The organism is Brevundimonas sp. Root1423 (assembly GCF_001426805.1).
This window is the reverse complement of the sequence record NZ_LMFL01000001.1, coordinates 268,613-282,314: the sequence shown is the minus strand read 5'-3', so window position 1 is coordinate 282,314 and position 13,702 is coordinate 268,613. Positions and strand designations below refer to the sequence as shown.

12 protein-coding genes and 2 pseudogenes are annotated in these 13,702 nt (G+C 69.2%); 8 read left to right on the top strand and 6 right to left on the bottom strand.

Features of this window, described 5'->3' with window-relative positions; all coding sequences use genetic code 11:
- Positions 1 to 60: 60 nt before the first annotated feature.
- The 4 genes and pseudogenes from ASD25_RS32770 to tpiA form a co-directional block, all read right to left on the bottom strand.
- A pseudogene (locus ASD25_RS32770) lies at positions 61 to 129 on the bottom strand (hypothetical protein); the annotation flags it as partial.
- A 141-nt stretch (positions 130 to 270) separates the two neighbouring features.
- On the bottom strand, positions 271 to 336 hold a 66-nt coding region (locus ASD25_RS33025), incomplete at its 3' end, for a hypothetical protein (RefSeq protein ID WP_369816535.1).
- Positions 337 to 425: 89 nt separating this feature from the next.
- Positions 426 to 842 carry a preprotein translocase subunit SecG gene (secG, locus tag ASD25_RS01435; RefSeq protein WP_082572126.1) on the bottom strand — a complete coding sequence of 139 codons (417 nt, stop codon included), beginning with the start codon at positions 840 to 842 and terminating at the stop codon, positions 426 to 428.
- Between the two features lie 86 nt (positions 843 to 928).
- Complete coding sequence (tpiA, locus tag ASD25_RS01430; RefSeq protein WP_056614342.1) at positions 929 to 1,678, bottom strand: triose-phosphate isomerase; 750 nt, start codon at positions 1,676 to 1,678, stop codon at positions 929 to 931.
- A gap of 191 nt (positions 1,679 to 1,869) precedes the next feature.
- Here tpiA and ASD25_RS01425 point away from each other — a divergent pair, with 191 nt between their 5' ends.
- Together ASD25_RS01425 and trpE are read left to right on the top strand one after the other, a co-directional pair.
- A complete protein-coding gene (locus ASD25_RS01425; RefSeq protein WP_056614340.1) occupies positions 1,870 to 3,801 on the top strand; it encodes a peptidylprolyl isomerase in 1,932 nt (643 codons plus the stop codon).
- Positions 3,798 to 5,312, top strand: a complete 1,515-nt coding sequence (gene trpE / locus ASD25_RS01420; RefSeq protein ID WP_056614335.1) for an anthranilate synthase component I — start codon at positions 3,798 to 3,800, stop codon at positions 5,310 to 5,312. The genes ASD25_RS01425 and trpE overlap by 4 nt, the downstream gene beginning before the upstream one ends.
- On the opposite strand, the gene ASD25_RS01415 is transcribed toward trpE, so the two are convergent.
- The gene (locus ASD25_RS01415; RefSeq protein WP_056614333.1) at positions 5,309 to 5,491 is read right to left on the bottom strand and encodes a hypothetical protein; all 183 of its coding nucleotides are present in this window, start codon (positions 5,489 to 5,491) and stop codon (positions 5,309 to 5,311) included. The genes trpE and ASD25_RS01415 overlap by 4 nt on opposite strands.
- A 109-nt stretch (positions 5,492 to 5,600) precedes the next feature.
- On the opposite strand from ASD25_RS01415, the gene ASD25_RS01410 reads away from it, so the two are divergent.
- The 4 genes from ASD25_RS01410 to lexA all read left to right on the top strand — a co-directional run bounded on the left by ASD25_RS01410 (position 5,601) and on the right by lexA (position 8,806).
- Positions 5,601 to 6,191, top strand: coding sequence for an aminodeoxychorismate/anthranilate synthase component II (locus ASD25_RS01410; RefSeq protein ID WP_056614331.1), 591 nt, complete (start codon positions 5,601 to 5,603; stop codon positions 6,189 to 6,191).
- Position 6,192: 1 nt separating this feature from the next.
- Positions 6,193 to 7,230, top strand: a complete 1,038-nt coding sequence (trpD, locus tag ASD25_RS01405) for an anthranilate phosphoribosyltransferase (RefSeq protein ID WP_056614328.1) — start codon at positions 6,193 to 6,195, stop codon at positions 7,228 to 7,230.
- On the top strand, positions 7,227 to 8,018 hold the full coding sequence (gene trpC, locus ASD25_RS01400) for an indole-3-glycerol phosphate synthase TrpC (protein ID WP_056614325.1): 792 nt from the start codon (positions 7,227 to 7,229) through the stop codon (positions 8,016 to 8,018). Before trpD ends, trpC begins: the two co-directional genes overlap by 4 nt.
- A gap of 95 nt (positions 8,019 to 8,113) precedes the next feature.
- Entirely contained in the window at positions 8,114 to 8,806 is a 693-nt protein-coding gene (lexA, locus tag ASD25_RS01395; RefSeq protein ID WP_056614322.1) for a transcriptional repressor LexA, read from the top strand.
- On the opposite strand, the gene ASD25_RS01390 is transcribed toward lexA, so the two are convergent.
- Positions 8,787 to 10,955, bottom strand: a complete 2,169-nt coding sequence (locus tag ASD25_RS01390; protein WP_056614319.1) for a ComEC/Rec2 family competence protein — start codon at positions 10,953 to 10,955, stop codon at positions 8,787 to 8,789. The genes lexA and ASD25_RS01390 overlap by 20 nt on opposite strands.
- Here ASD25_RS01390 and gltX point away from each other — a divergent pair.
- A pseudogene (gltX, locus tag ASD25_RS01385) lies at positions 10,954 to 12,310 on the top strand (glutamate--tRNA ligase). The gene ASD25_RS01390 and the pseudogene gltX overlap by 2 nt on opposite strands.
- Before the next feature lie 65 nt (positions 12,311 to 12,375).
- Positions 12,376 to 13,677, top strand: a complete 1,302-nt coding sequence (gene gltA, locus ASD25_RS01380; protein ID WP_056614316.1) for a citrate synthase — start codon at positions 12,376 to 12,378, stop codon at positions 13,675 to 13,677.
- Positions 13,678 to 13,702 lie beyond the last annotated feature (25 nt).

The following is a 13,702-nucleotide window of genomic DNA, read 5'->3' as shown; positions in this document are numbered from 1 at the left end:
ATAGGGGTCGAGCTTACGAAGGCGAACCTTGTAGCCGCGCGCTTGCAGAAGCGCGCCGAGAGCGGCGGATGCGAGGCCTTTTCCCAATGAGGAAACCACGCCGCCGGTGATGAACACGTAACGGGCCATGGGAGATCACTCTACCGCTGATTCGAGCGGCGACTTGCGGAGTGAGGCTACGCCCGAACGAGTGGCCCAGGCGGCCCAGGCGGCCGCCGCGGCCGCGGGCCTCGCCTGCCGGCCAGAATGCGGTGAGCGGGCATGGGGGCNGGCGGATGCGAGGCCTTTTCCCAATGAGGAAACCACGCCGCCGGTGATGAACACGTAACGGGCCATGGGAGATCACTCTACCGCTGATTCGAGCGGCGACTTGCGGAGACTTTGAGGGCGGGAGCGGAAGGCGGGGATAACGTCCCCGCTCATCCTTACTGCGCCGGTGCGGGCTGGGCGGGAGCCGGAGCAGACGCGGCGCCCGACAGGCTGGATTCCAGATCCTGCAGCGACGGCGCGGCGGGCTGGGCCGGAGCCGCGGGATCGGCGGCCGGGGCGGTCTGCGGCGTGGTTGGCGCGATCAGTTCGCCAATGGCGTCGGCGTCAACGACCGAGTTGTTGGAGCGCTCGACGTTGCCCAGAATCGTCAGGCCGATGGCGCAGGCGAAGAAGGCGCCGGCCAGCCACCAGGTCGTCACGGTCAGCAGGTTGCCCGCGCCGCGGGCGGTCATGAAGCCCGACGGACCTCCGCCCATGCCCAGCGCGCCGCCTTCGGAGCGCTGAATCAGGATCACGCCCGCAAGCGCGATCGAAATGAGGATCATGGCGACGAGGAGAATGGTCTGGAGCATGGCAGCCGATATGTGTGGCGCGACGCCGCGCCGATCAAGCGGCGGCGTCTAACATTGATGAGGGACGGGAGCAAACGGTCCGGCGTTTACGCGCCGCGGATGATGCCCAGGAAGTCGGCGGCCTTCAGCGACGCCCCGCCCACCAGCGCGCCGCCGACCTCGGGGACCGCCAGAATCTCGGCCGCGTTGTCGGGTTTGACCGAACCGCCGTACAGGATCGGGATAGCCGCGATGCCCAGCCCCAGCCGCTCGATCATCGCGGCGCGCACGGCGCGATGGACCTCCTCGATCTGCTCCAGCGTCGGCGTCAGACCCGTCCCGATCGCCCAGACCGGCTCATAGGCGACGGCGAATTCGCGGCCCGCCAGCGCCAGCGGCAGGGACGCCATGATCTGCGACCGAACGACCTCGACGGCCCGCCCCGCCTCCCGCTGCTCCAACGTCTCCCCGACGCAGATGATGGGCGCCACGCCGGCGGCCAGCGCCGCCTCGGCCTTGGCCGAAACCAGCAGATCGCTTTCGCCATGTCCCTGACGGCGTTCGGAATGGCCCAGAATCACCAGCGTCGCGCCAGCCTCCTTCAGCATCGGCGCAGAGATGTCGCCGGTGAAGGCGCCATGGGTCTCGGCCCGGCAATCCTGCCCGCCAATCTCGATCGGGCTTCCGGCCGCCGCGCGAGCCATCCGTTCGACCAGCGTAGCCGGCGGACACAAGGCGACGCGGCAGGCCGCGGGCTCGCTGTCCAGCGCGGCGCGCAGGGCCTCAACCTCGGCCAGGCTCGCGCCCAGCCCGTTCATCTTCCAATTGCCGGCGACCAGCTTCACGGATTGTTTCATGCCCGCCTTCTATGCGGCGCATTCGTCCAAGCCAAGCCTTCGAGGCGCGCCTCAACCCGCGTAGGGCCAGGACGTCCCGAAGGGCCAACGAACGCGGCTTCACAAGACTCATGGCCTTCGTCTTGCCGTGCAGGTCGCTCACGCCCTATAGGCCAAGCGATACTCCCGTCGCTGTTCCGCCAGGATCGACCATGCTCACCGCGTTCCGCACCTTCGCCAAATCCAAATGGGCCGTGGGTCTGCTTGTCCTTCTCGCCGTGGGACTGCTGGTCACCGGCGGGACCCAGATGGACGTGCTGGGCAATCTCGGGCCGAAGCATGTGGTCACCGCGGGCGACCGCAGTGTCGGCCAGGCCGAGTTCCGGGGCGAGATGGACCGCATCCTGCAGCAGTCCCAGCAGCAGGCCGGACGCGCCCTGACCTTCGAGGAACTGATCGGCCAGGGCGGACTGGTCCAGTACCTTCAGCAGCGGTCCCAGCAGCTCGGCTTCCTGAACTGGGCATGGCAGGCCGGCATCCGCCCGGGCAAGGAGCTGGTCCTGCGCGAACTCCGCCAGGCCCCGGCCTTCTTCGATTCCGTGACCGGCAAGTTCGACGAGAACCTGTATCGGCAGAAATTGGCGGAAAACAACGCCACGCCCGAGATGTTCGAAGCGCAGATGCGCGACCAGTACATCACCCAGCACTACGGCGCGGCGCTCGGCGCCGGAATGCGTCTGCCGCGCATCTACGGCGCGATACTTGCCAGCCAGGCGCTGGAAACCCGTGACGGCCGCTGGTTCACGGTGACCCAGGCCATGGCGGGAACGACCGCCGCCCCCACCGACGCCCAGCTCACCGCCTTCATGAACCAGAACGCGGCAGAGCTGCGTCTGCCGGAGTCGCGCACTGCCTCCGTCGTCCTGTTCGACAGCCGCACCGCCCCCGCGGCCATCACCGATGCCCGCATCGAGGAGCGGTTCAACTTCCGCCGCGACGCCCTGTCGCTGCCCGAGAAGCGCTCCTTCGTGACCCTCACGGCGCCCAACCGCGCCGCCGCCGATCGCATCGCCGCCGCCCTGCGCGCCGGTCAGGATCCGGCCGCTGTGGCCAGCGCCAACAACATCCAGCCCGCCAACTATGCCGACACGCCGCGCAGCGCATTGGGCGATCCCGCCGTCGCCGCCGCCGTCTTCGGCCTCGCGGCCAACGCCGTGTCCGCTCCGGTTCAGGCCAGCGTCGGCTTTGTGGTCGCCAAGGTGACCGCCATCACCCCGGGCCGCGCCGCCACGCTCGCTGACGTTCGCGAGCAGGTCATCGAGGAGCTGCGCGCTGAAGACGCCCGCGCCGCCGTCTATGCCCGGGTCGAGGCCTATGAGAAGGCCCGTCAGGCCGGCAAGACGCTGGACGCCGCCGTGGCAGAGATCGGCGCCCGCGTCATCCAGGTCCCGGCGATCCGTCAGGACGGCAAGCTGCGCAACGGTCAGGACATCAATCCGCCCCTGCCCCCGCAACTGGTCCAGACGATGTGGACCCTCAGCAAGGGCGGCGAGAGTGAAGTCATCGACATGGGCCAGGGCCAGTATTTCGTCGTCCGCGTGGACGAGGTCATGCCCGCCGCCCTTCCGCCGCTTCAGGCCATCCGCGCGCCGCTGGCCCAGCAGTGGGTCCTGCGCGAGAACGCCCGCCTGCTGACTGACCGCGCCAACGCCCTCGCCGCCCGCGTGCGCGCTGGTGAAGATCTGGCCGCCGTCGCCGCCTCCGCCGGAGCGACGATCCAGACGGGTGCGGGACTGAACCGCCAGTCCGTGCAGCAATACGGCCAGGGCGTTGTCCAGGGTGTGTTCAGCAGCGCTCGCGGCCAGATGTTCTCGCAGCAGAACACGAACGACAGCTTCGTTATCGGCCGCACCGACCGGATCACGGCCGCACCGGCTGTCCTCGCCGCGCCGATGGCCGAGCAGTTCCGCCAGCGCATGGCCAGCGACAACGTGAACGCCGTTGGCGACCTGGCCCTGAAGACCGCCGCCGAGCGCTCGAAGGCCCGCTACGACGAAGCCCTCGCCCGTACGGCCCTCGGCCTTCCGGCCGAAGCTCCGGCCGTGCCCGCCGCCGGCGCCCCGGCGCCCGCCCAGGGTCAATGACCCGAGGCACCGACCCGGCCGACTTCACCGACTTCCAGCGGGGCTGGGCCGCCGGCCTGCCCCGCGTCGTCGTCCGCCGACTGGTCGACGATCTGGAGACGCCCGTCTCGGCCTTTCTGAAGGTCGGGCACGGGCGGACCCACGCCTTCCTGCTGGAGTCGGTCGAGGGCGGCGCCGTCAACGGCCGCTATTCGATCATCACCCGCGAGCCCGACGCCGTCTGGCGCTGCCGTGACGGCCGGGCCGAACTGGCCCGCGGTCCCGCGATCGCCGAGGACCGCTTCACGCCCGAAGCCGGCGACGCCCTGACCTCGCTGCGATCCCTGATGGCCGCCTCGCGTTTCGACCTTCCCGAAGACCTGCCGCCGATGGCCGCGGGCCTGTTCGGCGTCTTCGGTTACGACATGGTGCGCCTGCTCGAGCCGCTGGGCGCGCCGAACCCCGACCCGCTGGACCTGCCGGACGCGGTTCTGACCCGGCCGACGCTCGTCGCCATCTTCGACTCCGTCCGCCACGAGATCGTGCTGGTCTCGGCGGCCTATCCCGACGGCGGCGCGACCGCCGAGGCGGCCTTCGCTTCCGCCACGGCCCGGCTGGACGCGTTCGAGGCCGACCTGCGCACATCCCTCCCGGCCATTCCCGCCGCAGTCGACGCCCCGGCTCCGGCGTTCGCGTCGCCCGTCGACGGCACCGGGTTCGGCGAACTGGTCGCGCGGGCCAAAGACTACATCGGCGCCGGCGACATCTTCCAGGTCGTGCTCAGCCACCGCTTCGCCGCGCCATGGGCCGCCGACCCGTTCGCCTTCTACCGCTCGCTGCGGCGCTCGAACCCGTCGCCCTACCTGTTCTTCCTCGACTTCGGCGACTTCCAGCTGGCGGGGTCCAGTCCGGAAATCCTTGTCCGGCTCAAGGACGGTCGCGTCACCATCCGCCCCTTGGCGGGCACCCGCCCGCGCGGCGAAACGCCGGAGGCCGACCGCGCCCTCGAGGCCGAGCTGCTGGGCGATCCCAAGGAGCGGGCCGAACATCTGATGCTGCTGGATCTCGGCCGCAACGACGTCGGCCGCGTCGCCGCCCCGGGGACCGTCGAGGTCATCGAGAGCTTCCGCATCGAACGCTACAGCTCGGTCATGCACATCGTCTCGGAGGTCCAGGGCGACGCCGATCCACAGCTGGACGCCGTCGACACCCTGCTGGCCGCCCTGCCCGCCGGCACCCTGTCGGGCGCGCCCAAGGTGCGGGCCATGGAGATCATCGACGAGCTGGAAACGACCAAGCGCGGCGTCGGCTACGGCGGGGGCGTGGGCTACATCTCCGCGGGTGGTGAGGCGGACATTTGCATCGTCCTGCGCACCGCCCTGTTCGCCGACGGCAAGATCCATGTCCAGGCCGGCGCGGGCGTCGTCGCCGACAGCGATCCGGTCGCCGAATACGCGGAAACCCAGGCCAAGGCCCGCGCCCCGATGCGCGCCGCGGAAGACGCCTGGCGCTACCCGTTCGGCAATCGCTAGGGCTGGACCGAAACCACGGCTTCGTCGAAGTGCACGCCGGGGCCCAAAACCACGACCCCGGCCATCAACACCGCCGCCATCGCCGCCAGCGCGGCCGCGCCGAGCGCAGCATAGGGATTGGCCTTGGGCGCCACGGGCGTCAGCAGGACGCGGGCCCTGGCGATGGTCTTGTCGGTCATGGCCCGGCTCCCCCGTTTGGACCGCCCCACTTCGGGACAGTTTGGTTAACGAAGACTTACGCGCTCGATACGCTTGGCGGGTCGGCCCGCACCCCCTAGAAGCCAGACCATGATCCTGGTCGTCGATAACTACGACAGCTTTACCTACAACCTCGTCCACTACCTGGCGGAGTTGGGCGCGGAGACGCGTGTGGTGCGCAACGATGACCTGACCGCCGCCGAGGCATGGGCCCTGACGCCCGAAGCCGTACTGCTGTCGCCCGGCCCCTGCACCCCCAATGAGGCGGGGATCTGCCTGTCCATTCTCGACACCGCCCCGCTGGACATGCCGATCTTCGGCGTCTGCCTGGGCCATCAGGCCATGGGCCAGGCGTTCGGCGGCGAGGTGATCCGCGCCAAGGCCCTGATGCACGGCAAGACCTCGCCGATCGAGCACGGCGGCCAGAGCGTGTTCCGGGACCTGCCCTCGCCCTTCACGGCGACCCGCTATCACAGCCTCGCCGTCCGCCGCGAAACCCTGCCGGACGTGCTGGAGGTCACCGCATGGACCGCCGACGGCGAGATCATGGGGCTGGCGCACAAGAGCCGACCCATCCACGGCGTCCAGTTCCACCCTGAGTCCATCGCCACCGAACACGGCCACGACCTGCTGGCCAACTTCCTCGATCTGGCCAACGTCAGACGCCGGGCGATGGTCTGAGATGGCCGACGGCTTCAAACCCCTGCTGGCCAAGCTGGTCGACGGCCGCGTCCTGTCGACGGACGAGGCGCACGCCTTCTTCGCCGCCTGCCTGCGCGGCGAGCCGACCCCGGCCCAGGTCGCCGCCGCCGTCACCGCCCTGCGCATCCGCGGCGAGACCGTCGAGGAGATCGCCGCCTTCGCCACGGCCATGCGCGATGCGGCCCTGAGGCTGGACCACCCCTACGACGTCATCGACACCTGCGGCACCGGCGGCGACGGCCAGCACACCTTCAACATCTCCACCGCCGCGGCTCTGGTTCTGGCCGGCGCCGGGCTCAAGGTCGCCAAGCACGGCAACCGGGCCCTGAGTTCGAAGTCGGGTTCGTCCGACGTGCTCGCCGCCCTGGGCGTCAACCTCGCCGCCACCCCGGCGCAGCAGCGCCGCTCGCTGGACGACGCCGGCATCGCCTTCCTGTTCGCCCCCGCCTACCACGGCGCCATGCGCCACGTCGGGCCGGTCCGGGCCGAGATCGGTTTCCGCACGGTTTTCAATCTTCTGGGACCGCTTTCGAACCCGGCGTCTGCGAAGCGTCAGGTCATGGGCGTCTATGATCCACGTCTGCTGGAGCCCCTCGCCGAGGTGCTGGGCCGGCTGGGCGCGATCCGGGCCTGGACCGTCCACGGCCAAGGCCTCGATGAACTGACCACCACGGGCGAGACCGAGGTGGCGGAGTGGAAAGACGGCGCCGTCCGTCGCTTCGCGGTCACGCCGGAGGACGCCGGCCTGCCCCGTGCCGATATCACCGCCCTGCGCGGCGGCGACGCGGAAGAGAACGCCCTGGCGCTTCGCCAGCTGCTCGCGGGTGAGAAGAGCGCCTACCGCGACATCGTCCTGCTCAACGCCGCCGCCGCCCTCGTCGTCGCCGACGGCGCCGCTGATCTGAAGGACGGCGCCGCCATCGCCGCCACTGTCATCGACGACGGCCATGCCGCACAGGCCCTGGCCGATCTGGTCGTCGCCACCAACTCTCCCGAGCCGGAAGAGGGCCCGGCGTGAGCGACGTCCTCGCCGGCATCGCCGCGTACAAGCGCGACGACGTCGCCGCTCGAAAGGCCGCGACCTCCCAGGACGCCGTCGAGGCGCTGGCGCGTCACGCCTCTCCCCCCCGCGGCTTCCGCGCCGCCCTCGAACGCCACGTCGAGGAGACCGGCCGCCCCGCCCTGATCGCCGAGATCAAGAAGGCCAGCCCGTCCAAGGGCTTGATCCGCGCTGACTTCGACCCGCCCGCCCTCGCCCGCGCCTATGAGCGCGGCGGCGCGCAGTGCCTGTCGATCCTGACCGACGGCCCCAGCTTCCAGGGCGATGACGCCTTCCTGAAACAGGCGCGCGACGCCACTGCCTTGCCCTGCCTGCGCAAGGACTTCCTCGTCGATCCCTGGCAGGTGGCCGAGAGCCGGGCGCTGGGCGCCGATTGCATCCTGATCATCCTCGACATGGTCGACGACGCCCTCGCGGCCGACCTGCTGGCCGAGGCCGAACGCTTCGGCATGGACGCCCTGATCGAAACCCACGACGAGGCCGAGATGGTCCGGGCCTGCAAGCTGGGCGGCGATCTGGTGGGCATCAACAACCGCTCCCTGCGCACTTTCGATGTCGATCTGGAGGTCACCGAACGGCTGGCCATGCTCAGCCCCGTTTGCGCCCTGCTGGTCGCCGAGAGCGGCATCTTCACGCCGGACGACGTCCAGCGCGTCTCCGACGCCCACGCCCAGGCCATTCTGGTCGGCGAAAGCCTCATGCGTCAGGCGGACGTCGAGGCGGCCGTCCGCGCCCTGCTCCGGTAACCGGACCTTAACCGGAACACCTCAGGAACACCTTGTGGACGTTTGCGGTTTGTTCCGCTACGTTTCTCACAACGGGATTCGCCTCGAGGACCTCCATGCTCACGCGCAAACAGCACGAACTCCTGATGTTCATCCATGAACGGATCAAGGAGACGGGCGTGTCGCCCTCCTTCGACGAGATGAAGGAGGCGCTGGATCTGGCGTCCAAATCGGGCATCCACCGCCTGATCACGGCGCTGGAGGAACGCGGCTTCATCCGCCGTCTGGCCCACCGGGCGCGGGCGCTGGAAGTCACCAAACTGCCGGAACAGGCCACGACCTCGCAGCCGCGCGGCCGCCAGCCTTTCCGCCCCGACGTCATCCAGGGCGGCGGGCGTCCGATGGCCGCCGATCCGGCCAACGACACGCGCGAACTGTCGCTGATGGGCAAGATCGCCGCCGGCACGCCGATCGCCGCCATCGAGCACGAAACCGCCCGCTATCCGGTGCCCGAGACCATGCTGGGCGCCGGCGAGCACTACATGCTCGAGATCGAGGGCGATTCCATGATCGAGGCCGGCATCCTGAACGGCGATCTGGTGGTCATCAAATCGACCGACACCGCCACCTCGGGCGACATCGTCGTGGCCTTGGTCGAGGGCGAGGAAGCCACCCTGAAGCGCCTGCGCAAGAAGGGTGGCTCGATCGCGCTGGAGCCCGCCAACCGCAACTACGAGACCCGCATCTTCGGCCCCGACCAGGTCGAGGTTCAGGGCAAGCTGGTCGGCCTCATCCGCCGCTATCACTGACTTCGGCGTCGCCGAACCGGCTCCACGGCCGGTCGCCGCGCACATCCGCCGACCAGACTGCCCGCCACCGGTTGGCTGACGGCTGACCGTCGCGCCATAGCTCGACCGCACCGCCACCGGCGTAGTCGACACCGTCCAGCACCAGCCGACCGTCGCAGGACGCGGGCAGCGCCGTCACGCCCGCACGGACGCTGACGACCGGGGCTGAAAGGCACAGGGCGCTGATCTGTTCGGACGTGGGCGGCTTCCTGCCCCACCACATCGCAAGCGGACCCGATGCCCGAGTTGCCGGCGCACAGGCGAAGCGCGTGCAGGCCCAACCTTCGACCGGCCGCTCGACTGGCGCCACGCCGCGCCGCCGCGACCAGACATCGACCGCGAACTGCCTCACGCCCGGCCGCATAACCACCGTCTCCCCTACCTGCACCCAGGCCGCATTGGTCCCCCCGTCGCCGATCCAGACATCCGGCGTCGGTTCGCGCGGCCACAGCATCACCGCCGCCGCCAACGGCAAACCCAGCCACCTCAGAGGCCCCCGCCACAGGCAGCAGAACAGCACGCCCATGAAGGAGATCGGCAGGGCGACCTCCGGCGCGCTGGCCACCGTCCGCACCGCGCCCGGCAGGCCCGCGGTCCATTCCCCTATGGCCAGCATCAGGCTGATCCCCTGCCCCGCCAGCCACAGGAACGGCGCGCCCAGCCCCAGCGGCTCCAGAAGCGCGCCGAGAGCCAGCATCGGCATGATCAGAAAGTCCGACACCGGGGCCGAGGCGAGATTGGCCGCCAGCCCGTACATGGCCGTGCGGTTGAAATGCTGCATGGCGAACGGTCCGGTCGCCGCCCCGGCGACGAGGCTGGCAAGAATGGCCGCGCCCAACCATGCCCCGGCCCGCTGGACGATCAGGATCGGCAGGGGCGCGTCGATCTCCTTCGGCCGGCGCGGCCAGGCCTCGACCAGGGCCACAAGCGCCGCCGTGGCCGCGAACGACATCTGGAAGCCCGGCGTGACGATCGCCTCGGGCTGCAGCAGCAGAACCACGAATGCCGCCACCGCTAGGGCGTGCATGGTGATCGCCTGCCGGTCGAGCAGGATGGCCAGAAAGGCGATCGAGGCCGTGATCGCGGCCCGCTCGGCCGGCGGCGGCGCGCCCGATACGACCAGATAGGTCCCCACCGCGATCAGGCCGCCGACCGCCGCCACCTTCTTTCCGGACACGCGCAGCGCCAGCCACGGCCAGGCCGCGACCATCAGGCGTATGAGGAAGAAGGCGAAGCCGCCGACCACCGCCATGTGCAGGCCCGAGATCGACAGGATGTGCGCCAGCCCGGAATCGCGCATCACATCGACGTCGTCGGGGTTCAGCCACGCCTCCTGCCCCGTCGTCATGGCCGCGGCGATCCCGCCCGTCCGCTCGCCGAGCCGCGCGACGATCCGGCTGGCCAGATCGAACCGCATGCCGTTGACCGCCATAGCCGCCCGCACCCGCCACGGCGGCGGCGCAAGGTAGGCGGGCCGCGTCTCTCCCAGCGAAAAAGCCACCCCGCCCAGACTCTGGAAGAAGGCGTTGCGGCCAAAGTCATAGGCCCCCGGACTGGCCGGAGCCGGCGGCGGGTTGAGAATGGCGAACAGCCGCACCGGCTCGCCCGGCGCCGGCGCCTGGCCCCGCACGGTGGCGCGCAGCCGCATGGGCGTCTGCTCCGGCGTCAGCCCTCGGATGCGCACGGGCGCGATCACCACACGCGGTCCCGCAGATCCGGGACTGTCGACATCGACCACCCAGCCCTCGACGACCGTCGGCTCGACCATGGCCGGGACGATCGGGGCCGCGACTGCGTCCGTTCGCAGCTTGGCCACGGCGATGCCCAGCGCGAAACAGGCCAGCATCAGCAGCGGCAAGGTCCACACCCGCCCCAGCGCAAGACGCCGGGCGCCCAGCCAGAACGCGGCGGTGACAACGGCCGCCAGCAGCAGCGGCCACGCCGGCGGTTCGCTCTTCAGCGCGAAATAGACGGCGCAGCCGCCGCCGAACGCCACCGGCGCCCACATGCGCCAGCGCAGCGTCTGCGCCGCGACCTGATCCGACAGGAAGGCCCCGGCCCTTTCAGCGAGGCTGGGCTTTGCCGGCGTCGGCGCTATAACGCCCGCCATGACCTCCCCGTCCGATCCAAACCCCGCCGTCGTCACACGCTTCGCTCCCTCGCCGACCGGCTCCCTGCACATAGGAGGCGCACGCACGGCGCTTTTCAACTATTTGTATGCCAAGGGACGCAACGGGAAGTTCCTGATCCGCGTCGAGGACACTGACCGCGAACGCTCGACCGACGAGGCTGTGAAGGCGATTTTCGACGGCCTGAGCTGGCTGGAGCTGTTCGCCGACGAGGAGCCGGTCTTTCAATTCAGCCGCGCCGACCGCCATCGCGAGGTCGTCAACGACCTGCTGGAGCGCGGCGCCGCCTACCGCGACTTCACCTCGGCCGAGGAGACGGGTCGCCTGCGCGACATCGCCAAGGCCGAGCGCCGCACATTTGAATCGCCCTGGCGCGACCGCGAACCCACCGTCGACGACCTGTCCCAGCCGCACGTCGTCCGTTTCCGCCGCCCCCTGCCGGGTCAGGTGACGGTCGAGGATAAGGTGCAAGGTGTGGTCAGCTGGGCCAATGACGATCTGGACGATCTGGTCCTGCTGCGCTCGGACGGCGCCCCGACCTATAATCTGGCCGTGGTCGTCGACGACCACGACATGGGCGTCACCCACGTCATCCGCGGCGACGACCATCTGAACAACGCCGCCCGCCAGAGCCTGATTTACGACGCTCTTGAGTGGACCCGGCCCAGCTTCGCCCACATCCCCCTGATCCACGGCCCCGACGGCGCCAAGCTGTCGAAGCGGCACGGGGCGCAGGCGGTGCATGAATACGCCGAAATGGGCTATCTGCCCGAGGCCATGCGCAACTATCTGGCCCGGCTGGGCTGGGCCCACGGCGACGACGAACTGTTCAACGACGCCCAGGCGCTGGAGTGGTTCGACCTGACCGGCGTCGGCAAGGCGCCGGCCCGGCTGGACTTCGACAAGCTGGCCCACGTCAACGCGCCACGCCCTGGGGCCCGACGACGAGGCGCGCCTGCTCAAAGCCATGCCGTTCGTGAAGGACCGCGCGAAAACGGCGCTGGAGCTGGCCGACCAGACCGCCTTCGTCCTGCGTCCGCGCCCGCTCAAGATCTACGAAAAGGGCCTGCCCATGCTGGCCGGGGAGTCGGGCCAGCGCATCGCCCGACTGCGCGACCGGCTGAAACTGTTCGCCAGCTGGGACGTCTTCGCACTCGAGGCCGAGCTGAAGGTTTTCGCCGAGGAGGAAGCCGTCGGCTTCGGCAAGATCGGCCCCGCCGTCCGCGCCGCCTTGACCGGCGACGGCGTCTCGCCCGACATCGCCAAAACTCTGGCGGCCCTTGGACGAGAAGAAAGCCTCGGGCGCTTGGATGATGCGCTGCAACAGACTATCTGACATTTCATCAGACCGTGGATTGCGCCTCTCCGCGCCGGTCTCCGCCAACACCCCCAGGGGCTTATATGACTGAACAAGCCAAACCCGCCGGATCGGCGACCCTCACCTTCCGCGACAAGAGCGTCGAACTTCCCGTCCTGTCGGGCTCCACCGGCCCCGACGTGATTGACATCCGCAAACTGTATGGCGCGACCGAAGCCTTCACCTACGACCCCGGCTTTACCTCGACCGCAGCGTGCGAAAGCGCCCTGACCTTCATCGACGGCGATGTCGGCACCCTGCTGCACCGCGGCTATCCCATCGACCAGCTGGCCTCAAAGTCCAACTTCATCGAGGTCTGCCACCTGCTGCTGCACGGCGAACTGCCGACCGCTTCGGAATACGAAGCCTTTGAACGCAGCATCACCATGCACACCATGCTGCATTCGCAGTTCGACCGCTTCTTCGAGGGCTTCCGTCGCGACGCCCACCCGATGGCGATCATGGTCGGCACGGTCGGCGCCCTCTCGGCCTTCTATCACGACAGCCTGGACATCCATGATCCGGTCCAGCGCAACATCTCGGCCATCCGCCTGATCGCCAAGATGCCGACCATCGCAGCCCGCGCCTACAAATACCACGTCGGCCAGCCGTTCGTTTCGCCGCGCAACGACCTGACCTACGCCGAGAATTTCCTGCGCATGTGCTTCGCCGTTCCAGCCGAGGACTATGTGGTCAATCCGGTTCTGGCCAAGGCCATGGACCGCATCTTCATGCTCCACGCCGACCACGAGCAGAACGCCTCGACCTCGACCGTCCGCTTGGCCGGTTCGTCGGGCGCCAATCCGTTCGCCTGTATCGCCGCCGGCATCGCCTGCCTGTGGGGCCCGTCGCACGGCGGCGCCAACGAAGAGGCGCTCAACATGCTCAAGGAGATCGGGACCCCGGACAAGATCCCCGAGTTCATCGAGGGCGTGAAGGCCAAGAAGTACAAGCTGATGGGCTTCGGCCACCGCGTGTATAAAAACTACGACCCGCGCGCCAAGGTGATGAAGGAGAGCGCCGACGAGGTGCTGGCCGCGGTCGGCGATCCGAACGACCCGCTGTTCCAGGTCGCCAAGGAGCTGGAGCGCATCGCCCTGAACGACGAGTATTTCATCGAGCGCAAGCTGTTCCCGAACGTCGACTTCTATTCGGGCATCACCCTGTCGGCGATGGGCTTCCCGACCTCGATGTTCACCGTGCTGTTCTCGCTGGCCCGCACCGTCGGCTGGATTGCCCAGTGGCAGGAAATGATGGCCGACCCCGGCCAGAAGATCGGCCGCCCGCGCCAGCTCTACACGGGCCCGACCGAGCGCGACTACGTGCCGATCGCCAAGCGCGGCTGATCAGACAAATACAACAAGACGCCGG

Bases quoted from the DNA above. Each gene is read 5' to 3' on its own strand.
- secG (WP_082572126.1), bottom strand. From the start codon at position 842: ATGCTCCAGACCATTCTCCTCGTCGCCATGATCCTCATTTCGATCGCG.
- trpE (WP_056614335.1), top strand. From the start codon at position 3,798: ATGACCCGAGGCACCGACCCGGCCGACTTCACCGACTTCCAGCGGGGC.
- ASD25_RS01390 (WP_056614319.1), bottom strand. From the start codon at position 10,955: ATGGCGGGCGTTATAGCGCCGACGCCGGCAAAGCCCAGCCTCGCTGAA.
- lexA (WP_056614322.1), top strand. From the start codon at position 8,114: ATGCTCACGCGCAAACAGCACGAACTCCTGATGTTCATCCATGAACGG.
- ASD25_RS01415 (WP_056614333.1), bottom strand. From the start codon at position 5,491: ATGACCGACAAGACCATCGCCAGGGCCCGCGTCCTGCTGACGCCCGTG.
- ASD25_RS01425 (WP_056614340.1), top strand. From the start codon at position 1,870: ATGCTCACCGCGTTCCGCACCTTCGCCAAATCCAAATGGGCCGTGGGT.
- ASD25_RS01410 (WP_056614331.1), top strand. From the start codon at position 5,601: ATGATCCTGGTCGTCGATAACTACGACAGCTTTACCTACAACCTCGTC.
- trpD (WP_056614328.1), top strand. From the start codon at position 6,193: ATGGCCGACGGCTTCAAACCCCTGCTGGCCAAGCTGGTCGACGGCCGC.
- gltA (WP_056614316.1), top strand. From the start codon at position 12,376: ATGACTGAACAAGCCAAACCCGCCGGATCGGCGACCCTCACCTTCCGC.
- tpiA (WP_056614342.1), bottom strand. From the start codon at position 1,678: ATGAAACAATCCGTGAAGCTGGTCGCCGGCAATTGGAAGATGAACGGG.